The organism is Methylophilus rhizosphaerae (assembly GCF_900100975.1).
Taxonomy (GTDB): Bacteria; Pseudomonadota; Gammaproteobacteria; order Burkholderiales; family Methylophilaceae; genus Methylophilus; species Methylophilus rhizosphaerae.
Genome location: NZ_FNFX01000002.1, coordinates 536,075 through 561,374 on the forward strand (window position 1 = coordinate 536,075; position 25,300 = coordinate 561,374).

The window sequence follows — 25,300 nt, forward strand, 5'->3', positions numbered from 1 at the left end:
TCAATATATTTGACGGGCTTTTTTTGACTAACGTCATTAACTACTTAAGACAGCTTAAAATTACCAGGTATAAGTCGCGGTAGCGATGGCAGAGCGACGGGAGCCGATCCAGCAGTCGCCACGCGTAATACATGTGGAAACATATTCTTTGTCTGCCAGGTTGCTGGCATTCAGCGCATAACGCCAGTTACCGGCATCCAGGCTGATCATCGCATCAAACAGTGTCACATCCGGCGTCTTGATAATATGGGTAGAGTTCCAGGATTCACCGACATAACGCACACCTAAACCAGCCTTGAATCCGTTAACATCGCCAATCGAAAAACGTTTTGTCAGCCAGGCTGAGGCAAGATGCTTGGGAATAGCTTCTACCTGCTGCCCTTTTTCAGCAGGATTATCTGTCACGCCATATTTTGCCTGCGTGAAGCTGTAAGAGCCGAGGACCTCCCACCGATCACCGAACTTGGTCGCACCTTCTACTTCCAGGCCACGCGATATGATTTTGCCTTTCTGCGTATAGCGGTCACCCATGACATAAATCGGCCGGTTCTGGTCTTCGAGGTCATACGCCGCAATGGTGAAACGCGTCGGTGAATTTTCTGGCATATACTTAAGGCCAACTTCCCATTGCTTGCCTTCCTGCGGTTTCAGGTAACCGCCACTGACCGACAAATTCGTCAACGGCAGGAACGATTCCGCATAACTGACATACGGTGCCCAACCATTATCAAACACATAGTTCAGGCCATAGCGCTGGGTGGTTTTATAGCTTTCCTGCGGCACCGTCCCTTCGCTTTTGTTTTCGGCCTTGTCACGACGCAAGCCGGCGGTTAACACCCAGTGCCGGTCAAACTTGACCTGGTCCTGCACATACAAACCGGTTTGTATCATGCGTGCCTCGGCCAATGGCGTCAATGGCGCGACAGAATCAATATTGCCGTAAACAGGGTTGTAAATATCAATCATGTTAGCCGTACCATCATCATATCCAGCCATCCCGGTTTTACGGAAGTGCGCATAATCCAGCCCGACCAGCACGGTGTGAAAGGTATTGCCAAGATCAAATTGTGCCCTGGCATTGGTATCCACATTCATCGTGTATGACTGGGTTTTGGAAACGTCATAGTAGCGCGGCAAGGTGCGCTGGTCTGCGGTGGGGAATGGGTTCACAGATGGATCAAATGTAAACGAATTCAAATACAGGGAGCTGTAATTGTTGCGGCTCTTGGTCCAGCGCATGTTCTGGTGCACCGACCAGGTATCATTAAACTGATGGTCAAGGATCCAGCCCAGATGGGTAGACTCGCTGGTGTACTGGTCAAAGCCTGGTTCGCCCAGGTAATTGTGGTAGGGAATCTTGCCGTTCGGATTCGGTTTGAGCACGCCATACACGGGTAAGAACTGTGGCGTAGGCAAGGTATCATCCAGCTGGTAGCGTGCTATCAACGTCAGGCTGGTTTTGTCACTGGGCTTCCAGGTCAAAGATGGCGCAAACAATGTACGCTTCTGGAAAGCATGATCCACCTGGGTATCTGTATCCTTGCCTACCATGACCAACCGGTAAAATAGCGTATCACTATCCGCCACCGGGCCGGTAAAATCCGCCTGAATCTGTTTGAAATCGTAATTGCCCAGTGACACCCCGATTTCACGGCGCGCTTCCGTTAATGGCCGTTTACTGACCAGGTTCAGGATACCGCCGACACCGCCTTGCCCATATAAAGTGGATGCAGGTCCGCGTAACACCTCAACCCGTTCCATCATGTAAGGGTCAGGCCGGATAGTTTCTGAATAATAGGTATTGATCTGGCGTAAACCGTCCAGATATTGCACTGCATCCATACCACGAATGGCATATCCATCAGAGCGGGAATCCATGCCATATTGATCGGCAGCGACGCCGGCACTGTATCGCAAAGCCTCCTGAATCGACATGGCCCTCTGGTCTGTTATCTGATCGGCAGTGATAACGGAAATGGATTGTGGTGTCTCCACAATCGGCGTATCGGTTTTGGTTGCGGTTGCCGTACGTTTGGCGACATATCCGCTCACCGGCCCATAAGCGTGTTCTTTTTCCATTTTGGCGTTGACGCTCACTTCAGGCAAAACATCGTCACCCCTGGCTGCAGGAGATTTGGCAGAGACCGCTCTTAACTGATAGCCTTTTCCCATTTGTACAACCTCTAACCCGCTGCCGAGAAGTAATTGGTCCAGGACCTGGTGAAGGGTCATCTGTCCTTTCAGTGCAGGGGCTTTTTTACCATTGGTCAGTGCGGCATCCGCCGTCAGGTTCACCCCGGTTTTCAGGGCGATTTGTGTCAATGCGGTCGATAACGGGCCAGCAGCAATATCAAAGCTATAGCTGGCCTCGGCCGTTTGCGCATAAGCGGTAGGCACGCCCAGGCTGGCATTCGTCATGAGTGCTGCTGCAACGGCAACGCGTACCGTCGTGGCGAACATTCGACTGGAAAACAAAGAAGGTTCTTGCATAACATCAGGCTCCAGATTAGATCTTTCAGATACTTACACCTGATATGCCGGACTACTTGCAAAAAAGGGAACTGTTTATTGAGAGATAATTGTCAATTGTGTTGGTGAAGCTTGCTGGATACGCACCGGCAATGCATGTTCCAGCGCGGCCAGTATCACCGGAACATCACTCACCGGATTGGCAATGGAATACACACCAACCAGGCGCAGATGCGCAACTGCCGGGCTGACTTGTATCGAGACCGCAGTATAGCGACCCAGCTCATGAATAAAGTCTTGCAGCGCAATATTGTCAGCCACAATCTTGCCTGCTGACCAGGCCTCACGGGCCAGATCAGCCACGCCATCGGCAATCACTTTACATTTAGTAAAGCGTACTTGCTGGCCGGCATCGACTCGCATAGCGGCTGACTTCTCCGGCAATACGCTGACCGCACCGTCAAATACCGCAACATGCCCGGATTTCCGATCACTGCGCACCGTAAAGCGTGTTCCCAATGCAGTGATTCGTGCCACAGACGTATCAACGACCAGCGGCCTGGCCTGAATGTCGTGGGCAGATTCGACATGAATCTCTCCCTGGTGCAGCACAATGCGCCGGAAATCCTGACCATAATCAACATCTACCGCGCTTGCCGTATTTAGCATCAATACCGTGCCGTCTGTTAACTTGAACTGCTGACGCTCGCCCACACCCGTGCGATAAGCTGCATGCGCAATGGCATACTCATACCGCCAGGCTTGCCACGGAAGCCCGCGCAATAGCCAGCTGGCGGCAATGGCCGTCCCGCCTATACCGAGCAATCGCAATGCACGGCGACGGCCTGCATTATGTATTTGCCCTAATGTCTCGCGCGCCAGATTTGCCGGTACCGTTCCGGCCAGCGTCTGGAATGGCTGGCTTAAAGTCTCGACACGTTGCCAAACGAGCGCATGCGCAGGGTCTTCTGCCAGCCAGGTCTGCCATGACTGGTAATCTGCTTTGCTCATATTATCGTCTTGCAATATGGCAAACCATTCAGCCGCCTGATTAAAGATTCGCTGTTCAGGTGTCATGTTTTTACGGCAAATATTCACTATCTGCTGACAAGCAGACCAGCATGGCCTGGGCCATGTATTTTTTAACCATGCGCTCACCTACCCCCAGCTTTTCTGCAATCTGGGCATAGGTAAGCCCATCCAGTTGAGAAAGCAAAAAAGCTTCACGCACTTTGGGTTTCAATTGATTCAGTAGCATATCGACCTGGTAAAGGGCTTCCAGCACCAGCATATGTTCTTCAGCAGAAGGCACCAAGGACTGAGGCATGAACGCCAGGGTTTCCAGCCATGCACGTTCCACTTCCTGCTTGCGCCAATGATCTATCAGCAAGCCTCTTGCAATAGTGGTCAAATACGCTTTGGGCTCACGATAATCAGGCAGGGATTTCCTGCCAACGATGCGCAGAAAAGTATCTTGTGTCAGATCAGTGGCCAAATGCGGACAATTCAGCTTGCGACTTAACCAACCTAACAACCAGCCATAGTGGTTACTATAAAGTACAGCAATACTTTGCTGACTCATTGGTTCTTGAATGGACATGATATCCAAATATAATGATAACCATTCTCATTATATATATCATGCCGGGTGAGCACAAGAAACAGGCGGCGTTTCAAAAGCGACTGCCACACCCGGTGATCATGTGATCACCGGCTATTAATGGCTGGTTAAATCTCCAGCTTGAGCGCAACGCCGAACAAACGAGGCGCACCCACATCCAGCACATCACCAGTGCTATTGTTAGTGACATACTCGCGATCAAACAGATTACGTACAAACGCATTGACCGTCGTGCGTGGATTCAAACGATATGAAGCATTGGCATTCACCAGCACCACACTATCGTTGCGTCGCGTTTCTGTCAGCAGGTAGACAGAAGGACTGCTACTTTGATAAACGGTATCCACATTGAATAACCACTGGTTACCCAAATGATAATTCAAACCCAGATTGACTTTTGTTCTCGGGGCCATGGTAAATTGCTTGCCACGCATATTGAGTCCGTCACTGTTGATAAAATCCAGGTATTCAGTATGGTTGTAAGCAGCACCAGCGATCGCCTGCCACTCACTGTTAATGGCATATTCAGCAGATACTTCCAGGCCGCGCATGCGACTTCTGGCAGCATTTGACACATACAGGCTATCCGTTACTGCATCGTATTGGCGAACCTGCTGGTCTTTCCAGTCGGTGTAGTACAGGTTAGCAAACGTTTTAAGGCCATACTCAGGCCAGCTACCGCGATATGAGAACTCATAAGTCGTCGTGAATTCCGCATCATAAGGCCGGTGATCTGAAGGAACACGCATATTGACGCCACCGCCACGATATCCGCGCTGCACAACAAATCCACCACGCTGCGTTGGTGACCAGATATAGTTGATGCCAGCCTTAGGCAACAATGCACCAAAGCTTTTTTGTTCATCTGCTTGCGTCACCGGGGAAAATGCCAATATATCTAACGGGTAGTCTACCTTGGCTATATTTTTCTCATGGTCGTAGCGTAAGCCGGCAATCGCTTGCCAATGCTCATCCATATCCCAGTTGATTTCACCAAAAATGGCATTGTTGCGTATCTGGCTTCTGCCGATAGACTGCAACACATCCCCTAATCCCACAATACGTAAACTATCGTTAAACTTAACCCTGGAATAGCCATAATAAATACCGGCATGTGCTTTGATCGCTTCCCCCTGGTAGGTTGCCCTGAACTCCTGGCTAAACAGCCTGGTTTGATGATGTCGATCCGCTTCCTGGCTTGCATTGGTGCGCTGGTCAAAATCAAGCAGGCTTTGATAGTTGGCATCTGTCCCTGAAGTAATGCTGGTAAGCACCCACGGCTGGCTGACTTGATAAGTCAGCTTCAAGGTTGCTTCATTCTGCTGAATGCTATCTTTGGCATCCGTATTCTGGATCAACCGGTAGTACTGTGGCTGGTTGTTAATTTGCGTCACGCCATTGCTGCCAGAGCTGTAATCAGTATGTGATAACGTCAGCAAGGCCTCTGTTTTTTCACCAGCCAATAACAGTAATTTGCCACGGGCATTGATAGACCGGCGGGGATCTGCGTTGTTATCAAGGAAGCTATTTTTGATATAACCGTCTTCATTCTGCACATTTAATGCAAACCGGCCAGCCAGTACATCCGGCACCAACACCGCATTTGCAGCTAATGCCCCTCCTTGTTGGTAATAGTTGCCAAGATTACCCTGTAATGTCATGGCGTTTTTAAACTCGGGATCATTGGTCTGCATAATGACCGCACCGGCCAATGCATTACGGCCCTGTACGGTGGATTGTGCACCGCGGTAGACTTCAACCTGCTTCATATCCCAAGTTGAAAGCGGACTCAGCGTCACCATGCTACTGGTTTGCAAAGCACCATCAACAAAGACTGAAACAGCATTATTGAGTGACAACGGCCCCTGGTCATCAAAACCGGTGACAGGCACACCGCGGATACCCCAGGTCTCATTGCGAGACTGTGTATACACACCTGGCGTACGCGCCAGAATTTCAGTGAGCGATTGATCTGCATGCGTACGGATATCCTGATCGGTTGCCACAGCTACGCTGGAGAAGGTCTCACTCAATTTACGTTCGATCTTTTCCCCTTTTACCGTCACATCACTCAAGGTATCAATCACCTCTTGTACCGCAGGTGTTGCGCGGCTACCGACCTTGGCAATTTTTTTCAGTGAATATTGCTGCCCGCCTTTATCTTCCAGCGCAAATTCGCTGCCTTTAAGCAAAGTATCAAAACCTTCATTGACGGTGTAATAACCTTGCAGGCCTTCACTTTTGGCATTGGCAACCAGGGCAGGATCAAAAGACAAGCGCGTGCCGGTCAGTGCAGCAAACTCAGCCAACACATGACCAAGCGGGCCGGGTGCCAGCTGATAGCGCTGCTTTTCTGAAGTAACCCTGGCGCCCTCAGCCAGTGCCAGCGAAGGGCTGGCCGCCAGCATCAGGCTGCAGCCAAAGAGTGCAGCACGCAAAGCATGTTGCAAAGGCGTGAATTGAAATTGTAAAGATGACATTGTCCTGCTTGCTCCCTGAAGGTAATGATGAAATGGCCGTGTAGTGGCCTTCATCATGTACACCGGGCGAGGACTAAAAAAGTATCAGGGAAAACAACATTTTTTACCCTGCTGCATTGGCAGGCTCAATCATTATCCAGTAAGGACTGGGGGCAATGACCCGTACTGGCAAGGTTTTTTGCAGCAAATCGAGTGCGGCATCGGTATCTTTTAAGGGAAACGCGCCAGAAACAGTCATTCGCTTGAGATCAGGGTGGCAACGGATCACACCATGCCGGTAGCGCGCCAGTTCCTTGAGCAGATCATTCAAAGGCATATCCTGCGCAAGTAACATGCCCTGCTGCCAGTAACCCGCACTTTGATCAGCAGCACTCACCTGTTCTATCGCATTGCTACTGAATGCGCGCTGATGCCCCGCTTGTACCACCGTACCCTGACCATTGGCCAATTCAATACGCACAGCACCCTCCTCCACCGCCAAAGTGGTGCGCGCTGAACTTAATTTGACATTAAAACGTGTCCCTAACGGCACCAGCTGGCCATGTGGCGTCACAACGACCAAGGTGCGGTTATCCTGGTGGCCGGTTTCCAGCCAGACTTCCCCATGGTGCAATAGGATCTGGCGTTGTTCGTGGTATTGGATATCCACGGCTGAATCGGTATTCAATACCAGACGCGTACCATCATTCAACTGCAGATGTTTTTGTTCGCCAACGGCAGTCTGGTATTCGGCACGCCAACGCTGTAACGGCAATGCACGGTAAGCCAGCCAAGCGCCTGGCAATACTATCCCTAGCGTTCCCAGCTTTTTGAGCGCATTCCGGCGTGATGCATGATCTATGCGTGCGAGTACCTGTTTGGCCAAGTCCTTGCGCTGTACCTGTCCAAACGTTTGCTGTATTTGTGCCAGTCGTGACCAGGCTTCGGCATGCTGAGGGTGGCTTGCTTGCCATTGCGCAAAAGCCTCGAGCGTACTTGAAGTCGGTGCCTCAGATTGCAACCTTAACAACCAATCCACGGCTTGTGCCAACACCTGCTGATCCAGCTTTTGGCCCGAATTCTGCAGCATCATAGGCTCAAGCACTCGAGATATGCCTTGCGCATATGTCGCTTAACGGTAATCAGTGAAATACCGAGCTGCTCCGCAATTTGCTGGTAGGTCAGTCCTTCCAGTTGTGCCAGCAAGAAAATCGCTCTGGTCTGTGCCGGCATATTTTGCAGCAAGCGATCAATTTGCCGTAATGCCTCAAGAATCAGATGTTGCTCTTCAGCCGATGGCCACGCGTCTGCTGGCAAAAGTACCAGCGTTTCCTGATAGGCGCGCTCCACTTGCTGATGCCGCCAGTGATCAATCACCAGCCCTTTGGCTATATGTACCAGCAAAGCCCTGGGCTCTGATCCCAGCTGTGCCAGTTTGTCTTTGTGCATCACGCGCACAAAGGTATCGTGCGCGATATCTGCCGCATCCCAGGTGTTGCCGGTTTTTTTACGCAACCAGCCTTGCAGCCAGTCATGATGCTGGCGATAGACCTCGTGCAACTGTTGCCAGCGCACATTCAGCAAAGCCATGGCACACGCTTTCGAAAACGGATGCAGCACAGACAGCGCATGATCACCGGGACCTGATCACAACCGACTGGTCTTCATGACGGTCTACCCGCACCGGCAAAATCTCGGGCAACACATCAATCAGCGCATCAATACCGTTGATGTCATATTCGCCTGACAGCTGATATTGCGCGATGCGTTTGTCGGCGATCCTGATCGGCCCGGCATGATAGCGCTGCAGTTCGGCCACTACTTCGGTCAGCGGTTTTGCGTCAAACATCAACCGGCCATGTTGCCAGGCGATCGCCGAATTGGTTGAGGTGCAGCGATAATCGGTAATTGCACCGGCCTGGGTGTTGACCGACATATCTCTGGTCAACAGGCGCGCTTCTTGGGTAGTGCGCACTTCCACGCTACCCTCAACGACAGTGATGATGGCCCCTTGCGGGCTATGCCGGACATTAAATACCGTACCGATATCCCTGATTTCGGCCTGGTTTGCATATACCGTGAATGGCCGCCATTCATGTTTGACCTTGAACAAGGCCTCACCCTGCTGCAGGTGCAATTGCCTGGAGCGCAGATGCTGTTCGGCCACCAAAACAGTATTGGTATTCAGAATGACTTCGCTGCCATCTTTCAGTTGAACGGTCGCCTGTTGTCCAATCGCGGTATGTAACCGGTCGGTGGAAATAACCGGGTCCAGCCAGCCAATCGCCAGCAACAGGCAACTGGCGACAGTTACCGCCGCTTTCTTGAACTGGCGTCGTTGCTGTGTTTGTTGCTTGGCTTCACGCAGGATGTCTTCCTTGGCTGGGAAATGCGCGCGCAAGGCGTCGGCATACGGCGACAAATGGTCTTCCGGCTTTGCAGACATCGGGAGGGGAATATCTTGATGAATCACAGGTGTATATCCCATGAGCGCTGAATCGTTGCCATTGCCCTGGCAAAATGCTGTGTCACCATATTGCGTGAAATCGCCAATTCATCTGCAATTTCCTGCTGCGTCATCTGGTGCAGGCGATGCAGTAAAAATACCTGGCGTTGCCGGGGCGGCAATTGCTCAATCACGCTGATCAGCGCCACCAGTTTTTGCTTGAAATGCAGGATATGTGCACCATCATGCGTACTAAAAGTTGCAGCGGTTGCCTGCATTTCACCAAGATGACGTTGCAGGACCTGCTGGCTGCGGCACCTGTCTATGGCACGGTGTTTAAGCAAGCGGTGCAAAAATGCCAGCGGCGTATGCACCGCCTGCTGCGGCGGACGCTCTATCAGTTCCAAGCATACATCGTGCACTACATCCTGCGCAAAATGCCGGTCACCAAAATGGTGGCGCACATAATTGACCAGATGGTCATAGTGATACACCAGAGTCACCACAAGTGAGGAGTTTTCGGAGCTGAATAACACGGTTGGCAGCGCAAGTTAAAACAGATGATGCGGTATCCTAACTGGCCTGGCCTATTTTTGCAAATGAAAATCATTATCAACTATAGCTTTAACCCCGATATTAACGATTTTTACCTGATTAAAATTCCGTAAGCACTGGCAGCCTCGTCTCCCCTGCCTGGTCGCAGAAGGAGGGCTTGCGTTTACTCCTAGCGCTTCTGGTCTGCAGCTTCTTGCCCGTAGTACATCACGCCCAGGCGTATTGGCGCCCTGCCATTCTGCTCGCGATGCTGATTGGTATCGCGCAGTGAATAAGCGCAACCGCAATACTCCTGCTGGTAAAACTGTTCGCGTTTGCTGATTTCAATCATGCGGGCAGAACCGCCAGCTTTGCGCCAGTTGTAATCCCAATACAGCAGATCAGGATATTTTTCTGCCGCACGCTGGCCGCAGTCGTTGATTTGCTGCATGTTTTTCCAGCGTGAAATGCCCAGCGAACTGGTGATCACAGGAAAATCATGCTCATGGGCATACAAGGCAGTACGTTCAAAACGCATGTCAAAACACATGCTGCAACGGATACCGCGCTCCGGTTCGTTTTCCATGCCTTTGGCCCTGGCAAACCAGTGATCCTTGTCGTAATCGGCATCCACAAACGGGATACCGAATTTCTCGGCGAAACGGATATTTTCGTTTTTCCGTAACTCATATTCCTTGCGCGGATGAATATTCGGGTTATAGAAAAAAATGGTGAAATCAATACCCGATGCCTGCATGGCTTCCATCACTTCGCCCGAGCACGGCGCGCAACAGGAGTGCAATAAAACCTTGTGTTGCCCCTTTGGCAGTGCAAGGGGTTGTCGGTCAGTGGTCATCTCTCAATCCATTTATTGATATGAATGCGTGTTTTATTTCTTCAGGGTAGTACCGGCCGGTTTAAAGTCGTGCAAATCCACCCTGGTTTCTGCCGAGGCCACTGCACACTCCCAGTTCAGGCGCTGGTCTTGTGCATACCGCTTGCCTAATTGCCAGGCAATTTCAGCCCGTGCCAGTTCCACGCCAAGATAGAATGCATGGCCGCCATCTGTTTCCACATGGAGGTAGGGATAAAGTTCAAACGGATCCTGCGCGCTCTGCATCCCCTCCCGGTTAAACACATGAATGCCTTCCTGGCTGATCTGGATACGGAAACTCGGGTCTTTAATCTCAGCAGCGATAGCCGCAATTTCCTGTACGGTATAGGGGAAAGGGTCGATATCATGTACGGTCATCAGATCGGGTGAAATATGCTTGGGCAAGCCGTTATGCTGCTTGGCGGCAAACATGATGCGGCGTGCGCGGTCGGCTTCTTTAATCGCCCGGCAGGCGTGTTTGCTGACTTCGGTGGCGAGGATATGGTTGATATTGAGTTCAGAGCAGATCCCCAGCAGCAGTGCATTAATGCCCGAGGTATCCGCATGGGTCAGTTCGGTCAGGTTACCGACACCCATCATCATTTCCAGGTCCGGGTGGCGACGGCTGAATTCATGATAACGCGCAATCGATTCGCTGAAACCGAAATGGATAGGATCCAGAATCGGGTCGACGACAAAGGGCTTGTTTTTCTCGCGCAGGATACGGACTGATTCCTCCACCGAGTCCAGATTGCCATGTTCATCAGGAATAATAATGGGCGTGGAAGCCACCTCATCGGCAATCCACAGGCTTTTGCTGTTCAGGCTCAGTAAATAATCCGCCCCGGCTTTTCCTCCGTTTACCAAGTCATCCGCTTCCAGTGAATCCAGGCTGACAGTAAACCCAGCCTGCTTTAACGCCATGATGGCGTCTGCCAGATGAGGAAAAGGTACACTCGGCTGGCAGCCGATATCAATGACATCGGCACCATTGCGGCGGTAATACTCGGCGCGTTGCAGGATCGCCTCCACACTGAGGAAAGGCGCTTCTACAATTTCAGCGAATATCCGGGTCTGGTACCCGCCCAGGTCATAGGCCTTGATCTTTCCACCCAGGTATAAAGGTAAATCCTTCACTTCTTCCGGCCCTCTTTCTACTGGCACGCCAATTTTTCCAGACAGTGCCACCAAGTCACCGGGACAGCGCCCGGGAATAATAATGCGCGTGGCGCCATGCGTATTTTTCAGGCGCCTGGCGATCATATCGGCATTCATGAGTGCCGCCACCTTGATGCCCAACTCCAGCACCGTATAGGTAAATTCCGGCTCCATTTCCGCCAGGATCTGCCGGAGCTGTTTTTCGGCCAACTTTCCGGTCAGAAACAGGATATGTTCCGTCATGGCGACAATATGGCCAACCGGGTATCAGGCAATGACACCCGGCCTTTGTCTAGCGGTAAACCGGGAAGCGTTGCACCAGCGCGGCCACCTGCGCCCGCACACTGGCAATATTGGCTGCGTCATCAGGGTTTTCGAGTACATCCGCAATCAGGTTGCCGACTTTTCGAGCCTCTTCTTCCCGGAAGCCCCTGGTTGTCATCGCCGGGGAGCCCAGGCGGATACCAGAAGTCACAAATGGTTTTTCCGGGTCATTGGGAATGGCATTTTTGTTGACCGTGATATGCGCTTCACCAAGGGCTTTTTCTGCTTCTTTACCCGTGATGTGCTTGCTACGCAAATCTACCAGCATCAAATGACTTTCAGTCCGGCCAGAGACGATACGCAAGCCGCGCGCCATCAGGGTTTCAGCCAGCACCGCTGCATTCCTGATAACCTGTTGCTGGTAGGTTGTGAATTCAGGCGCCAGCGCTTCCTTGAATGCCACCGCCTTACCGGCAATCACATGCATCAACGGCCCGCCTTGCAAACCGGGGAATACGGCTGAATTAACCGCTTTCTCATGGGCGGCTTTCATCAGGATGACGCCGCCACGCGGCCCGCGCAAACTCTTGTGCGTGGTAGTGGTCACAAAATCCGCATGCGGCACCGGATTAGGGTAAACCCCAGCGGCGATCAACCCGGCGTAATGCGCCATATCCACCATAAAATAGGCGCCAATCGCTTTTGCCACTTTGGCGATGCGTTCAAAATCAATCCGCAAGGCAAAGGCGGATGCGCCGGCAATGATCAGTTTGGGTTTATGTTCTGATGCCAGTCGCTCAATGGCCTCGTAATCAATATCTTCCTGTGCGTTCAGGCCATAGCTCACTACATTGAACCATTTGCCGCTCATATTCAGCGCCATGCCATGCGTCAAATGACCACCTTCAGCCAGGTTCATGCCCATGATGGTGTCACCCGGTTTCAGTACCGAGAAAAACACCGCCTGGTTGGCTTGTGACCCTGAATTAGGTTGCACATTGGCAGCTTCGGCACCGAATAATTGTTTGACGCGGTCAATTGCAATCTGCTCCACCACATCTACATATTCACAGCCGCCGTAATAACGCTTGCCAGGATAGCCTTCGGCATATTTGTTCGTGAGTTGCGAGCCCTGTACTGCCATCACGGCAGGAGAAGTATAGTTTTCAGAAGCGATCAATTCGATATGATCTTCCTGGCGCTGGTTTTCCTGCGTAATCGCGGCATGAATTTCCGGGTCAATCCGGGCTACCTGGTAACGGGAACGTTCAAACATTTAATCACCTTTCAAATAGGTTAAACCGCCACACAAACCGGCGGTTCGAATGCAGTCAGTCTGGTGATGGGAAAAGGCAGGCTGCCATCATGGCTCTGCCTTTTTATCCATCTGATCAAGCGTTGGCACGCAATACCTTGGCCGCGGCCACCATATTGCCCAACGCTGGCAACACTTCTGCCCACTGGCGTGTTTTGAGGCCGCAATCCGGGTTTACCCACAACCGTTCCGCCGGGATACGCTCGGCCGCTTTTTGCATGAGCTGCACGATATGTTCCTGGGTCGGGATGTTGGGCGAGTGGATGTCATACACGCCGGGGCCGATCTCGTTCGGATAGTTGAAATTGTCGAACGCATCCAGCAATTCCATATCAGAACGTGAAGTCTCGATGGTAATCACGTCGGCATCCATATCGGCAATCGCACTGATGATGTCATTAAACTCGGAATAGCACATATGGGTATGAATCTGCGTTTCATCCGCCACGCCATTGGCGGTGATGCGGAACGATTCCACCGCCCAGCGCAGGTACTCATTCCACTGTGACTTGCGTAGCGGCAGGCCTTCACGCAGTGCCGCTTCATCAATCTGGATCACGTTGATCCCGGCTTTTTCCAGGTCCAGCACTTCTTGGCGAATCGCCAGTGCCAGCTGGTAGCAAGACACCGAACGTGGCTGGTCATCGCGCACAAACGACCAGTTCAGGATTGTCACCGGGCCGGTCAGCATGCCTTTCATCGGCTTGCTGGTCAGCGATTGTGCATATTTGATCCAGTCTACGGTCATGGCTTTGGGGCGGCTGATATCACCGAATAAAATAGGTGGTTTCACACAGCGCGAACCGTAAGACTGTACCCAGCCAAACTGGCTGAACGCATAGCCATTCAATTGCTCGCCAAAGTATTCCACCATGTCGTTACGCTCGGCTTCACCGTGCACCAGCACATCCAGTTCCAGCTTTTCCTGCTCACGCACGCTGCGCTCGATCTCAGCTTTCATCGCGACCTGGTAACCGGCCTGGTCCAGCTCACCGGCCTTGAACTGGCTGCGGGCATGGCGGATTTCAGCGGTTTGCGGAAATGAGCCTATGGTCGTGGTCGGATATTTAGGCAACTTGAGCAAGGCGGCCTGCTTGACAGCACGCTGTGTATAGCCATTCTGGCGCTGGCCCAGGGCTGGTGTCAGTTTTTCCAGGGCCGCTTTCACGGCAGGATTGTGCACGCGTTGCGAGTGGCGGCGCGTTTCAACCGCAGTATGATTGCTTGCCAGCGCATCTTTGACTGCGGCACGGCCTTGATTCAGGGCCACGGCCAGAATGCGTAATTCCTCCAGTTTCTGTTTGGCGTAAGCGAGCCAGGACTTAATCTCGCTGTCCAGTTTTCCGGCCAGTTTCTGCTCGCTATCCAGGTCAACCGGCACGTGCAACAAGGAGCAGGATGGCGCAATCCACAGGCGGTCACCCAGGCGTTCCGCAATCGGCTCCAGCCAGTCCAGCGTTGCGTTCAAATCCGTTTTCCAGATATTGCGGCCATTAATCACACCGATGGAAAGCACTTTATGGGCAGGCAGCATGCCTATCAGTGGCAACACCTCATGGCGGCCATTGATCGCATCCACATGCAAACCGGCCACTGGCAGGTTCGCCGCCAGGTACTGGTTATCCGCCAGCTGGCCAAAATAAGTGGCCACCAGCAATTTGACGCGGCTACTCTTCAACTGGTGATAGGCCAGGTTAAACGCATGCTGCCAGTCGGCATCCAGTTCAGTCACCAGGAGAGGCTCATCAATCTGCACCCATTCCACGCCCTGGGTCGCCAGGGTTTCCAGCAACTCGGTATACACTTGCAGTAACTGCGGCAGCAAGGCCAAGCGGTTGGAATCATCTTTGGCCTTGCCAATCGCCAGGTAAGTCACTGGCCCGACAATCACCGGCTTGGCTTTCACGTTCTGCGCTTTGGCTTCTGCCAGTTGCTCCAGCAAACGTGACGCATCCAGCTTGAACTGTGTTTCAGCGGTGAATTCCGGCACGATATAGTGATAGTTAGTATCAAACCACTTGGTCATCTCCCCCGCTGCCACACCACCACAGCAATGGGCATGCTCTTCGGCAGACTCGGCAGAACGGCCGCGTGCGACGCGGAAGTAGTTATCCAGTTGGTCACCGTGAAAACCTTGCACACGTGCCGGCAGGTTGCCCAGGGTAAAACTCATATCCAGCACCTGGTCATAAAAAGCGAAGTCGCCGACTGGTACCAAATCCAGCCTGGATTGCAATGACCAGTTGCCCTGACGCAATTCCTTGCCGACCTGCTTCAAGGCTGGCAATGAAGACTGCCCTTTCCAGTAAGCTTCCAGAGCAAATTTCAATTCGCGTTTTGCGCCTATGCGCGGAAATCCCAGGTTGTGTGTGGTGACCATGCTTGCCTCATCGGTAATCGTTTAAGAATCCGCATTCTAGGAAAGGCAACTCATGAAGTAAAATGGTATTATTTCAACAATCAATTAATTTTATTCATACATAAAACATGATTGAACGCATGCATTTGGCGATTATTCGCGAGGTCGAACAACAGGGCTCATTAACGGCGGCTGCCGAAAAGCTATTTCTGACGCAATCGGCACTCAGCCATTCGATTAAAAAACTGGAGCAACAATTAGGCACCGATATCTGGCTGCGTGAGGGCAGGAGCTTGCGCCTGACCCAGGCCGGGCAATACCTGCTGGCAGTCGCCAACCGGCTGTTACCGCAGTTATCGCTGGCTGAAGAACGCTTGCGCCAGTTTGCCCAGGGGGAGCGTGGCACCTTGCGGATTGGGATGGAGTGCCACCCCTGCTACCAATGGTTACTGAAAGTCGTCTCGCCCTACCTGGCGGATTGGCCGGATGTGGATGTGGACGTCAAACAGAAATTCCAGTTTGGCGGCATAGGCGCATTGTTCGGCTATGAGATTGACATGCTGGTCACGCCTGATCCGCTCTATAAACCTGGCCTGGTATTCCAGCCGGTATTCGATTACGAACAGGTATTGGTGGTAAACAGCCGGCATGCACTGGCACACGCTGAATACATCGCCCCGGCGCAACTCGGTAACGAAACGCTGATTACCTACCCGGTCGATATAGACCGGCTGGATATTTACAACCAGTTCCTGCAACCGGCAGGCATCAGCCCGCACATCCACAAACCGATAGAGACCACCGATATCATGCTGCAGATGGTGGCCAGCGGCCGCGGCGTGGCCGCCTTACCGCGCTGGCTGGTATCGGAGTATCAAAACCGCTTTGATGTGGTGCCGGTCAAGCTTGGCGAACAAGGCATTGCCAAGCAGATTTACCTGGGAATCCGTGAAACGGATAGGGAGACGGATTATATCAAGGCGTTTATCGCATTGGCAAAGACCAAGTCCTACCCCTATACTCCATCCGTCATTGAGTGATTTAACTTATCCCCAGGCCTAGGTTCAAATACCCCTGATATCTGTCCAGTCGAGCTCAATCACCTGGCCCGGTCCCGCATCAATCAGAATATAGAACTTGCCATCAGGCCGCTGGAAACGGATACGGGATTTGTCATCCAGCTTGCCGGAGAATAAGGTTTTTTCATCGTAGCTGATGACCTCCACCAGCGCATCCAGCAGTGGATGACCATCTGATTCTCCCCCTTCACAAATAATCTGTTTGGCTTCGGCCCAGCATTTGCCAATCGGGATATGAACTTCGTGGGCCAGCAATGGCTGGCTGGCCAGCAGCATTGGCAAGAGGAAAAGCCGATAATGCCTGAGAATAAGAGATCGCATATTATGGCTGCTCCTGGATGAAACGCGCCGTGGCTGGCGACAGGCGCTGAATATCAAACGCCTGCTGGTACACCTCGCCTGACTTGCTTTCGACTGTCAGCCATATCTGGTCTGCCAGCCTGGCAGCCGGCGGAATATAGATAGCCACTTCCCGCGTCCATCTTGCCCCCTGGAAGGCCAATCCTGCTGCGCGCAATGAACGTGGCTTGCGGATTTTGAGGTAGGCGGCACGAATCTCGCTGTCACAAGCTTCGCAGAACCGCAGGTGGAATTGCTTGATCGGCGTATGGCCCGCGACAAACTCAGGACCATCCTGGTTTTCTTCGGCGAGGACAAAGGTCCAGGGGCCGATCTGGCCATGTATGGCATCCTCTCGCAGCACTGCCTGCTCTGACATTTTCCAGGCATTGAAACCCACCCAGATGGGCAGCGCAATCAATGACAATACCAGCAGACCGCGCACAGGTTTGGCAAGCCTCATATCAGGAAATGGCGATACAGGTTTCTCTTTGCGCGCAGCATGTTTAGGCTGCAGCGGCCACCACGGCATGATAAACACCAGCAACGTCCCGGCAGCAGTGAGCGAACCCAGCAGCAGTACCGGGCCAATATTCCAGTGCCAGCCTGCGACGCCTACACCCAAGGCTACGATCAGGAAGCCCCATCCCAGCCAGTAAATATACCGGCGCCGGGTGGCCCCCAGCATGCGCCCGGTCAATGCCCGGCTGTATTTTTCCATACTGATCGCCAGCGCGGCAAAGCCGGCCAGGGCGCACAAAAGCACCAGCATATAATAGGTCGTCATACTTTACCTCCGGCGATCAACCACCAGCAGATCAACCCCAGTGGCAGCGCCGTCACCAGTAAGCCTACCCAGGCACGAGTGGCCGTGCGTGTAGAAAATACCCAGATCACGACGACTGCGTAGATGATAAAACTCAGCATGGTAGAAGCTTGCGTGGCCTCTGAGCGGGATACCGGCAGCAGCAAGGCCAGCAATACTGAAATGGCAGCCGTCAGGGCATAGCCGCCAATCACCGCGGCCAGGATGCGGGAAGCGACCATCAGCCGATAGCGTGTCATCCTGCTCATGCCTGTGCCTCCTGTTTCAACCAGCGCTTGTGAAGCTTGTACGCAATATAGGCAAAAGCAGCCGCAAACCCCAGCATGGTGAGGTCGAAACCTGCCAGTACCCAGTCGCCATGTGTCAGCGAAACGCCTAAATGTTTGTCTGTCGTGAAGAAGTTGAGTACGGGAATCAGCCCGAATGCTGCCACGGCAATGAGCAGGCTCTCCAGCCAGGCCCGTTTGAGTGGCCGCAGGCCGGCGTAGATAAACATCCAGCCCCAGGCAGCAAACAGGCAATGAATTTCCCAGTCTGCCCGATCTGCCATCTCTACCGGCAGCAGCCGGTTAGCCCAGAAATACACGGCAACTGCCACTGGCAGGCCGACAATAGTACCAACATTGAGCCCTTCGACCAGGCGGTGGCCAAATCCGGGCATACCGCCATGTTTGCCGACATATTGGTGACGGCGCTTGACTGTCCACAACACCAGCCCGGTGCCTATCATTGCGCAGCCCAGCACACCGGACAGAAAATATAACCAGCGCAGCCCCCAGCCGGCAAAATTCCCCTCATGTAAAGCCAGTACCACATTGCGTGTGAGCATGGTGGGATTGGTCTCATTATCGAATGCCACCGGCGCACCGGTCATCGCATCAAAACGCAACCTGGGCGGAAAACCACGGTTAAGCGTGGAGGAATATCCAGCCATGACATCCACATATGGACCTTCATCCACCGGATGGCGCAGTATGACTGTGGCTACCGGCATCTCCGGCCCCCAGGCAGCCTGGGTAGTAGCGATCATCTTGTCCACGGCGGCCTGCGGGCGTTTCACTGGCGCAAACACCTTGTCAACCGGGTCGCGCTTGAACAGCTCATCGTACAACTGGCGCAACTGCTTTTCCGACGACCCGTACATGACATCTTTTACCGTAGGCATGTACTGGAAGGTATAGAACACCAGCCCGCTGTAAGTAATCATGATAAAAAATGGCAGCGCCATGACGCTGATCACATTGTGCGCATCCAGCCAGCTGCGTTGGCCTTTGCCAGGACGAAACGTGAAAAAGTCCTTGAAGATTTTTTTGTGCGTGATGATGCCACTGATGATTGCCAGGAACATGAACATGGTGCATACGCCAACGATACGAAATGCGATCTCGTAATCTATGTAATGCAACGCATAATGCATCTCGTAAAGCTCCCAGCCACCGCCGGTCTCCCTGCCTTCTACCGGTTGCTCGTGCGCACCGGTCACAGGGTCAAAATTCTCGCTACCATTACGTCCGCGCTCCTGGCCTGGCCTCGGCATTTCCTCCCAGCCGATCGCAGCCTCCTCATCCATACGCCCGGTCACGCTACGGTGGGGCAAGGTAATTCTCCACATTTTGGCATGGGGTGCTACTTGCTGCAGGCGGTCAAACGCCAGGTCGAGCACCTGGGCAGCAGGCGCTTCCACCACCGGTTTGGCTAAAGGCAACTCAGGTTGCATCCAGCGGGTAATTTCGGCATTCATGTAACCGGTCGAGCCGGTGACAAATATAAAAAACAACACCCAGCCGACCAGCAACCCTACCCAGGTATGTAGCCAGGCCATGCTCTGGCGGAAACCATCTTTCACAACAAATCCTTGCTCGTTTCAATCAAAAGGCGGATAGCAACACTATCCGCCTGGAATTTCACTGACGCCTGTCACTCATGGTTTGTGACGCGTGGTTAATTTAATCCTCTTATAAGTAATGACACGCGAGAATGAAAAAAGGACACCCGTAAACACAAAAAAATTTGAATTTGCCCTGTTTTCCTTATTTGTCTGGATTTTGTCTATCAACAAAATCCCCTCCCAAGTTTTAACATTCACTCGCCGACCGGCACCCCAACTGCGCTCGCCATAACAAAAAAGACGCATTATTCACGCGTCTTTTCGTTGCCGGGGCACCTATAATCAGGCTGCCATCATCTTCTGCTCTTGTCTTGCAACCAGTAATACCCGATCACAATCAGCGGGATTGAGATTGCAACCCATGATAGCCAATGCCAAATGCCAGTCCCTAGCAGGGCAGACAATAAACCAAAGGCCGTTAACACAGCCAGCACCGCCGGCCACAGCCAGATTTCACTAAATCGCTTGTTCACTTTTTACCCCTTTTAACCAGCAGCAGCCTGTGCATGTTTTTGCTCTAGCTCTGCAATACGTTGTTCCGTATGCTGGCGGCGCTTGATCCAGAGATACAATCCACTACCGAGCACAACAATCGTGACCAGATCCAATAATGTCCAAAGTACTTTCAACGGCAAGCCGCCATAATCACCAAAGTGCAAGGGCTGCGACAGCAGTAGCGTTTTCACATACCATGGCATTTCCCGTGTATCGGTCAGCTGTGCAGTCTGTGCATCAACCAAGGCCGGGCGCAGCAGGCGTGAAGTCACCGGCGTATTGCCTTTCATAAACACGGTGTAATGATGCGGACTGGAGAACATGCTGCCTGGAAAAGCCACAAAGCTGACATGCATATCCGGAACGGCTTTTTTGGCAGCTTCAATCGAGGCTTGCAGGGAGCCCAGTTTGGCAGGTGGCGGCAGGCCTTTATAGGGCGCAATCATTTCGGCCATCTGGTCGCTTTGCCACACCATAATCACAATCTGGCTCAAGGTGTTGATGGTGCCAGTAATGCCCACAACCAATGCCCAGACCAGGGTTGCTACTCCCAGCAGGTTATGGATATCCAACCATTTCAGCCGGGCCTGTTTTTCACGACGGATCGCCCCGAAATCCAGCCGCCGCATAAACGGGTGATACAGCACAATGCCCGAAATAATAGCCACGGTAAACAGCAGGCCCATCAAGCCAAGGAATAGCATGCCGGGCAGGCCGGCAAACATATCGACATGCAGCTTCAACATGACATACATAAAACCGCGGTCTGGTGGTGGCGCATCCAGTACTTTGGCCGTACGCGTATCGATCAGCACGATATTGGAATCATCAGGCGGTGCATCCACGGTTTTAGCCATGGAAACCAGCGTCACGTCCGGGTGCTCATCCTGCTCCCAAAACATAAAGCGGATCACATCCTGCGGCCGTTGCCTCTTTGCAGCTTCAGCCACCGCATCCAGACTGGCATTCGGTGTCCCTTCCGGCATAGGCGGGGCTTCCACCACACCGGTCAGGTGCTCGATTTCTTCATGGAAAATAAGTGGTAGCCCTGTGATGCACAGCATCAGTAAGAATGCTGTGCAAATCAGGCTGGTCCATTTGTGTACAAGATACCAACTGCGAATAGTCATACTGCCTGCAATTCCTGATGATTGTCTATGATTGCCTGTTTAGAAATCAGCCGTGGCTGACAACAGCAAGGTGCGCGGCATACCAAGGTAGATATAGCCTTCATTCGAGGTATTCCAGTAGTCGCGGTTAAACAGGTTCTCGATATTAGCACGTAGCGTCACCGGGGTCGCATTCAACACCGTTTTGTAACGCGCCCCAATGTCAAAGCGGGTGATACTTGGAATAGACAGGTTATTGGCCTGATCGACATATTGCTTGCTGGTATAAATTACCCTGGAAGTTAATGTCAGGCCGGGAACAGGCACCGGATCCCATTCGCCACCCAGGCTGATTTGCCAGTCGGGTACACCTACTGCCGTATTGCCATTTAAAGCACGACTCGCATTTTTAACCAACTCACCTTGCGTGTAAGCACCACCACCCAGTATACGGATGCCGTCAGCGACTTCACCAAACACGTTAAACTCTACGCCACGATTACGTTGCTCGCCACTGACACTATACGTACCACCACTGGTTATCGCACTGGGCTTTTCAATCTCAAAGACACTCACACTGGTGGCAAGCTTGCCCCAATCGACTTTGATCCCCGCTTCTCTTTGCTTGGTTTTATAAGGCGAGAATATCTGTCCCGCATTGCTTGCGCCGACAGGTGCTTGCTGCCCCTGACTTAAACCTTCTATATAGTTGGCATACAAAGACACATTTTCTTGCGGCTTGAACACCACGCCCCCGACCGGGGTAAGTGCACTTTTATCATACGGGGAATTGGTAGAAAAAAGATAAGCTTGCTGTTCTACTCTTTGCTGCCTCGCTCCTAACGTGACCTGTACTTTCTCATCTAAAAATGACAAGGTATCTGCCAATGCAAAGCTGGTTAATGTCATTGCAGTATACTTGGTCTTGTTATCCGCAAAACCTGAGGTGCTTGGTATGCCTATATACACGGGAGAAAAAATATTACTGTTAACAAGCACCCCAGGTAATAAAGCGACCATTGAAAGATCTGTATTCTGGATAACCTTGGTTGCGCCAACACTCACCTGATGCCCAATCGGGCCAGTATCAAACTTGATTCGGCTCCCGGCTTCAAACGACTCTGACTTCACTTCAAAAAGCTGCCAAATAGGAGTGGAGTTATAATTACCGCTGGTACTCTTCAGGATCGGGTTACCTGCCACAGCATCCATCAGACTGGTACGGCGACCAACCCCGGCGTAGACCATCATGGCATCGGTGACATCATATTCGCCACGCAACACCATGGAGCGGTCTTTCATTTGTGAATGACCATAGCCAGGGTAATTGAGCTGGTTATCAGGTGCCCCCGGCATTTTGGTTAGACCAGTATCCGCTTGAAATTGACGGACCACTTTATTAATTGTCTCTTGCTGGTTAATAAAATCAGCCGTTACTCGTAAGCGCTCACCGCGATAATCCAGCGCCAGGCTGCCCATAAATTCTTCCAGCTTCTGCTGGTCAATCGCGGTATCACCTTTGCGGTACATGCCATTGAGGCGGACACCAAACTCGTTGTTTTCACCAAACCGGCGACCCAAATCTGCCGTGCCGCCATAGACGGAATCACGCATATATGAAACACCAAAGCGGCTTAATGCCTCGTCACCGGCACGCTTGGGCACAATATTAATGCTACCGCCAACATTACCACTCGGCGGCATGCCATTCAGCAATGCGCTAGGCCCCTTGAGCACTTCCACACGCTCGGCCATTTCTACCGGTACGCGGTAATACGGCGCCAGGCCATACATGCCATTCAGGGCAATATCCTGGCTGGCGACGGTAAAACCGCGGATGGAAAAGTCTTCATTGATATTGGTGCGGGCACTGGTTTGCCTGACTGACGGATCATTTTGCAAGACATCAACAATACTGCGGGCCTGCTGATTGGCAATGGTCTCCGCCGTATAGTTGGTCACATTGAACGGCACATCGAGAAAGTCACGCTGTCCCAGCATACCGGCACGGCCAGCACGGGCCACCTGGGCACCTGCATATATCGAGTGATCCTCTGCCACTCTGGCACTGGATACCGCGACTTCCGGCAATGTATCTACCGCGCCTGCTGTGGCGGGAAGTGGCTGCAAGGCTTTCTGTAATTTGTAGCTACCGTTGTCCTGCACCACCGCCTGCAAACCACTACCGGTCAAAATGGCATTCAAACCCGGCAGGACATCATACTGCCCACGTAATCCACGGCTTTGCTTGCCCTGGGTCAGGCTGGCATCAATTACCAGCAAAATGCCCGTCTGCCGCGCATACGCATTGAGTACCTGGTCCATAGAGCCGGCGGCAATATTGAATGCCGGTAAAGCAGCATGGCTTTCCTGCACAGCTTCTGCATAGGCACGTGGCATGTAGGCCATGGAGATCATCCCGGAAAGCAATAACAGGCCGGCGAGTTGATTGATACGGAATGCCGGCAAGATTGCCTGGGCATGAACAGGGTGTGACATGTTTATTTCCTCATTGAAAAAGTAGTTTTCACTCCTCTCCCGAATGAAAAAGTAAAAGTGCTACGCTTAATGTCTTTTTTTACTTAACCTCACATTTATTAAGCAGCATGTACAGTGACCCAGTATTTTGAAAAGTAATCAATACGCAAAGGCAGCGCCTGCAACAAAGACTGCAGCACCCTATCGGTATCCGATAACGGGAAAACGCCTGATACCAGCATATTGGCAACCGTCTGGTCATAGCGGATCACCCCCGTGCGGTAGCGGCTCAGCTCATCCAGGAAATCACCCAGGCGCAATTGCTCTGCCACCAGCTTGCCATCCAGCCAGGCAGTTTCATTGCCATTGGCACTTACTTTAGACAAGGCACCGTTCAACAATCCTGCCTGCATTCCGCTTGCAATGGTGAGGTCATGCAGGCCATTGTCCGAGCGCAGCCTGACGGCGCCTTCATGAACAGACACCCTGGTTTCGTGGTGTTTCAGGCGGACATTGAATTTTGTACCCAGTGCGGTTGCGGTACCGTGCCGGGTTTGTACCAGTAATGGCCTGGCCTGGCTGTGGTCAGGCGCCGTGCTGATATAAATCTCCCCTTCATGCAAAACCAGCCTGCGCTCATGTTCGCTATAGGCAATATCAACCGAAGTGGAGGTGTTCATGATCAATTGGCTGCCATCGGCCAATACAATTTTTTCCTGTTGCCCGGTATGGGTGCGGTAATCCGCAGCCAGCGCCTGCCAGCCCTCACTTTGGCGCACAATGGGGACAGCACTGCCTGTCACGGCAGCAAGCCCCAGCATTTGCATGAAACGGCGACGTTTGGCAGAAGAGATTTTATGCCTGACCAGACCGATGGTCGCCTGGGGCACCAATTGCAGTTTTTGCTGCATGGCTTCTATTTCAGACCATGCCTGCTGGTGCAGCTCACTGCGTGCCAGCCACGCCTCAAATGCATGTTGCTGATCGTCTGTCACTTCCCCCGACCACAATAGCACCTGCCACTCCAGGGCTTCCTGCCGCAACTGGGCATCATCGACAGCGGTATGGAGGGCGCGCTGCTGGCTCATAACTGTTCCATACAGGCCTGGGTGGCCTTCAGCATATACTTGCGTACGGCCGCAACAGAGATGCCAAGCTGGGCAGCAATTTCGCTGTAAGTGCGTTGATCAAAACGCGAAAGAATAAAAGTCTCGCGTACCCTGGCAGGCAATTGATCGAACACTTTGTCGAGCTGAATCAGGCTTTGCAAGGCAATTGCCTGCTGCTCGGGCGACGGGATATCTATTGGCGGTAATTGCAGCAGCCATTCATGATAGGCCTGCTCCAGGCGCTGGCGACGGTAAAGATCAATCACCAGGCCTTTGGCGATCTGGGTCAAATACGCACGCGACTGTCCCGGCAAAGGCGTTTTATCGGAAACAATCAGCCGCACAAACGTGTCTTGTGCCAGGTCAGCTGCAGTATGCTGGCAAGACAGTTTTTTTCGTAACCAGGCTTTTAACCAGCCATGATGGTGGCTGTACAAGTGATGCAACTGCTGTTGCACACCGGGATCAGGCATTGACA

At 52.4% G+C, this 25,300-nt stretch carries 21 protein-coding genes; 1 reads left to right on the plus strand and 20 read right to left on the minus strand.

Annotated features, from left to right (window positions below; genetic code table 11):
• Positions 1–60: 60 nt before the first annotated feature.
• From BLP53_RS06205 to metE, 12 genes are all read right to left on the minus strand, one after another.
• Positions 61–2,490 (minus strand): TonB-dependent siderophore receptor, encoded by a 2,430-nt coding sequence (locus tag BLP53_RS06205; RefSeq protein ID WP_091471277.1) that lies wholly within the window; start codon positions 2,488–2,490, stop codon positions 61–63.
• A 75-nt stretch (positions 2,491–2,565) separates the two neighbouring features.
• Positions 2,566–3,546 (minus strand): FecR domain-containing protein, encoded by a 981-nt coding sequence (locus tag BLP53_RS06210; RefSeq protein WP_091471278.1) that lies wholly within the window; start codon positions 3,544–3,546, stop codon positions 2,566–2,568.
• A 4-nt stretch (positions 3,547–3,550) separates the two neighbouring features.
• Positions 3,551–4,051 carry a sigma-70 family RNA polymerase sigma factor gene (locus BLP53_RS06215; RefSeq protein WP_245652664.1) on the minus strand — a complete coding sequence of 167 codons (501 nt, stop codon included), beginning with the start codon at positions 4,049–4,051 and terminating at the stop codon, positions 3,551–3,553.
• A 146-nt stretch (positions 4,052–4,197) separates the two neighbouring features.
• Complete coding sequence (locus tag BLP53_RS06220; protein ID WP_245652665.1) at positions 4,198–6,570, minus strand: TonB-dependent receptor; 2,373 nt, start codon at positions 6,568–6,570, stop codon at positions 4,198–4,200.
• 103 nt (positions 6,571–6,673) lie between these two features.
• Positions 6,674–7,642, minus strand: a complete 969-nt coding sequence (locus tag BLP53_RS06225; RefSeq protein ID WP_245652666.1) for a FecR domain-containing protein — start codon at positions 7,640–7,642, stop codon at positions 6,674–6,676.
• Positions 7,639–8,139, minus strand: coding sequence for a sigma-70 family RNA polymerase sigma factor (locus tag BLP53_RS06230; RefSeq protein WP_091471280.1), 501 nt, complete (start codon positions 8,137–8,139; stop codon positions 7,639–7,641). Before BLP53_RS06230 ends, BLP53_RS06225 begins: the two co-directional genes overlap by 4 nt.
• 43 nt (positions 8,140–8,182) lie before the next feature.
• On the minus strand, positions 8,183–9,037 hold the full coding sequence (locus tag BLP53_RS06235; RefSeq protein WP_245652667.1) for a FecR family protein: 855 nt from the start codon (positions 9,035–9,037) through the stop codon (positions 8,183–8,185).
• Positions 9,019–9,531 carry an RNA polymerase sigma factor gene (locus BLP53_RS06240; RefSeq protein WP_218119023.1) on the minus strand — a complete coding sequence of 171 codons (513 nt, stop codon included), beginning with the start codon at positions 9,529–9,531 and terminating at the stop codon, positions 9,019–9,021. Before BLP53_RS06240 ends, BLP53_RS06235 begins: the two co-directional genes overlap by 19 nt.
• 188 nt (positions 9,532–9,719) lie before the next feature.
• Positions 9,720–10,385, minus strand: coding sequence for an epoxyqueuosine reductase QueH (locus BLP53_RS06245; protein WP_091471282.1), 666 nt, complete (start codon positions 10,383–10,385; stop codon positions 9,720–9,722).
• Between the two features lie 33 nt (positions 10,386–10,418).
• Positions 10,419–11,804, minus strand: a complete 1,386-nt coding sequence (locus BLP53_RS06250; protein ID WP_091471283.1) for a DUF6513 domain-containing protein — start codon at positions 11,802–11,804, stop codon at positions 10,419–10,421.
• A gap of 49 nt (positions 11,805–11,853) precedes the next feature.
• Complete coding sequence (glyA, locus tag BLP53_RS06255) at positions 11,854–13,101, minus strand: serine hydroxymethyltransferase (protein ID WP_091471284.1); 1,248 nt, start codon at positions 13,099–13,101, stop codon at positions 11,854–11,856.
• 115 nt (positions 13,102–13,216) lie between these two features.
• Positions 13,217–15,520: a 5-methyltetrahydropteroyltriglutamate--homocysteine S-methyltransferase gene (metE, locus tag BLP53_RS06260; protein ID WP_091471285.1), complete on the minus strand. Its 2,304-nt coding sequence runs from the start codon at positions 15,518–15,520 to the stop codon at positions 13,217–13,219.
• 107 nt (positions 15,521–15,627) lie between these two features.
• On the opposite strand from metE, the gene BLP53_RS06265 reads away from it, so the two are divergent.
• Positions 15,628–16,539, plus strand: a complete 912-nt coding sequence (locus tag BLP53_RS06265) for a LysR family transcriptional regulator (RefSeq protein ID WP_091471286.1) — start codon at positions 15,628–15,630, stop codon at positions 16,537–16,539.
• A 24-nt stretch (positions 16,540–16,563) separates the two neighbouring features.
• On the opposite strand, the gene BLP53_RS06270 is transcribed toward BLP53_RS06265, so the two are convergent.
• The 8 genes from BLP53_RS06270 to BLP53_RS06310 form a co-directional block, all read right to left on the minus strand.
• A complete protein-coding gene (locus BLP53_RS06270; protein WP_091471287.1) occupies positions 16,564–16,899 on the minus strand; it encodes a hypothetical protein in 336 nt (111 codons plus the stop codon).
• A 1-nt stretch (position 16,900) separates the two neighbouring features.
• A complete protein-coding gene (locus BLP53_RS06275; protein WP_091471288.1) occupies positions 16,901–17,704 on the minus strand; it encodes a DUF3325 domain-containing protein in 804 nt (267 codons plus the stop codon).
• On the minus strand, positions 17,701–17,991 hold the full coding sequence (locus BLP53_RS06280) for a DUF3649 domain-containing protein (protein WP_091471289.1): 291 nt from the start codon (positions 17,989–17,991) through the stop codon (positions 17,701–17,703). The genes BLP53_RS06275 and BLP53_RS06280 overlap by 4 nt, the downstream gene beginning before the upstream one ends.
• Positions 17,988–19,589: a PepSY-associated TM helix domain-containing protein gene (locus tag BLP53_RS06285; RefSeq protein WP_091471290.1), complete on the minus strand. Its 1,602-nt coding sequence runs from the start codon at positions 19,587–19,589 to the stop codon at positions 17,988–17,990. Before BLP53_RS06285 ends, BLP53_RS06280 begins: the two co-directional genes overlap by 4 nt.
• Positions 19,590–20,116: 527 nt before the next feature.
• Positions 20,117–21,256: a PepSY-associated TM helix domain-containing protein gene (locus BLP53_RS06295; RefSeq protein WP_091471292.1), complete on the minus strand. Its 1,140-nt coding sequence runs from the start codon at positions 21,254–21,256 to the stop codon at positions 20,117–20,119.
• Between the two features lie 39 nt (positions 21,257–21,295).
• Positions 21,296–23,734: a TonB-dependent receptor gene (locus tag BLP53_RS06300; protein WP_091471293.1), complete on the minus strand. Its 2,439-nt coding sequence runs from the start codon at positions 23,732–23,734 to the stop codon at positions 21,296–21,298.
• Positions 23,735–23,832: 98 nt separating this feature from the next.
• Positions 23,833–24,801 carry a FecR domain-containing protein gene (locus BLP53_RS06305; protein ID WP_091471294.1) on the minus strand — a complete coding sequence of 323 codons (969 nt, stop codon included), beginning with the start codon at positions 24,799–24,801 and terminating at the stop codon, positions 23,833–23,835.
• A complete protein-coding gene (locus BLP53_RS06310; RefSeq protein ID WP_245652668.1) occupies positions 24,798–25,295 on the minus strand; it encodes a sigma-70 family RNA polymerase sigma factor in 498 nt (165 codons plus the stop codon). Before BLP53_RS06310 ends, BLP53_RS06305 begins: the two co-directional genes overlap by 4 nt.
• Positions 25,296–25,300: the final 5 nt, after the last annotated feature.

Coding starts and splice junctions, on each gene's coding strand:
- BLP53_RS06205 (WP_091471277.1), bottom strand. CDS start 2,490: ATGCAAGAACCTTCTTTGTTTTCCAGTCGAATGTTCGCCACGACGGTA.
- BLP53_RS06210 (WP_091471278.1), bottom strand. CDS start 3,546: ATGACACCTGAACAGCGAATCTTTAATCAGGCGGCTGAATGGTTTGCC.
- BLP53_RS06215 (WP_245652664.1), bottom strand. CDS start 4,051: ATGAGTCAGCAAAGTATTGCTGTACTTTATAGTAACCACTATGGCTGG.
- BLP53_RS06220 (WP_245652665.1), bottom strand. CDS start 6,570: ATGTCATCTTTACAATTTCAATTCACGCCTTTGCAACATGCTTTGCGT.
- BLP53_RS06225 (WP_245652666.1), bottom strand. CDS start 7,642: ATGATGCTGCAGAATTCGGGCCAAAAGCTGGATCAGCAGGTGTTGGCA.
- BLP53_RS06230 (WP_091471280.1), bottom strand. CDS start 8,139: ATGGCTTTGCTGAATGTGCGCTGGCAACAGTTGCACGAGGTCTATCGC.
- BLP53_RS06235 (WP_245652667.1), bottom strand. CDS start 9,037: ATGGGATATACACCTGTGATTCATCAAGATATTCCCCTCCCGATGTCT.
- BLP53_RS06245 (WP_091471282.1), bottom strand. CDS start 10,385: ATGACCACTGACCGACAACCCCTTGCACTGCCAAAGGGGCAACACAAG.
- BLP53_RS06250 (WP_091471283.1), bottom strand. CDS start 11,804: ATGACGGAACATATCCTGTTTCTGACCGGAAAGTTGGCCGAAAAACAG.
- glyA (WP_091471284.1), bottom strand. CDS start 13,101: ATGTTTGAACGTTCCCGTTACCAGGTAGCCCGGATTGACCCGGAAATT.
- metE (WP_091471285.1), bottom strand. CDS start 15,520: ATGGTCACCACACACAACCTGGGATTTCCGCGCATAGGCGCAAAACGC.
- BLP53_RS06265 (WP_091471286.1), top strand. CDS start 15,628: ATGATTGAACGCATGCATTTGGCGATTATTCGCGAGGTCGAACAACAG.
- BLP53_RS06270 (WP_091471287.1), bottom strand. CDS start 16,899: ATGCGATCTCTTATTCTCAGGCATTATCGGCTTTTCCTCTTGCCAATG.
- BLP53_RS06275 (WP_091471288.1), bottom strand. CDS start 17,704: ATGACGACCTATTATATGCTGGTGCTTTTGTGCGCCCTGGCCGGCTTT.
- BLP53_RS06280 (WP_091471289.1), bottom strand. CDS start 17,991: ATGAGCAGGATGACACGCTATCGGCTGATGGTCGCTTCCCGCATCCTG.
- BLP53_RS06295 (WP_091471292.1), bottom strand. CDS start 21,256: ATGACTATTCGCAGTTGGTATCTTGTACACAAATGGACCAGCCTGATT.
- BLP53_RS06300 (WP_091471293.1), bottom strand. CDS start 23,734: ATGTCACACCCTGTTCATGCCCAGGCAATCTTGCCGGCATTCCGTATC.
- BLP53_RS06305 (WP_091471294.1), bottom strand. CDS start 24,801: ATGAGCCAGCAGCGCGCCCTCCATACCGCTGTCGATGATGCCCAGTTG.
- BLP53_RS06310 (WP_245652668.1), bottom strand. CDS start 25,295: ATGCCTGATCCCGGTGTGCAACAGCAGTTGCATCACTTGTACAGCCAC.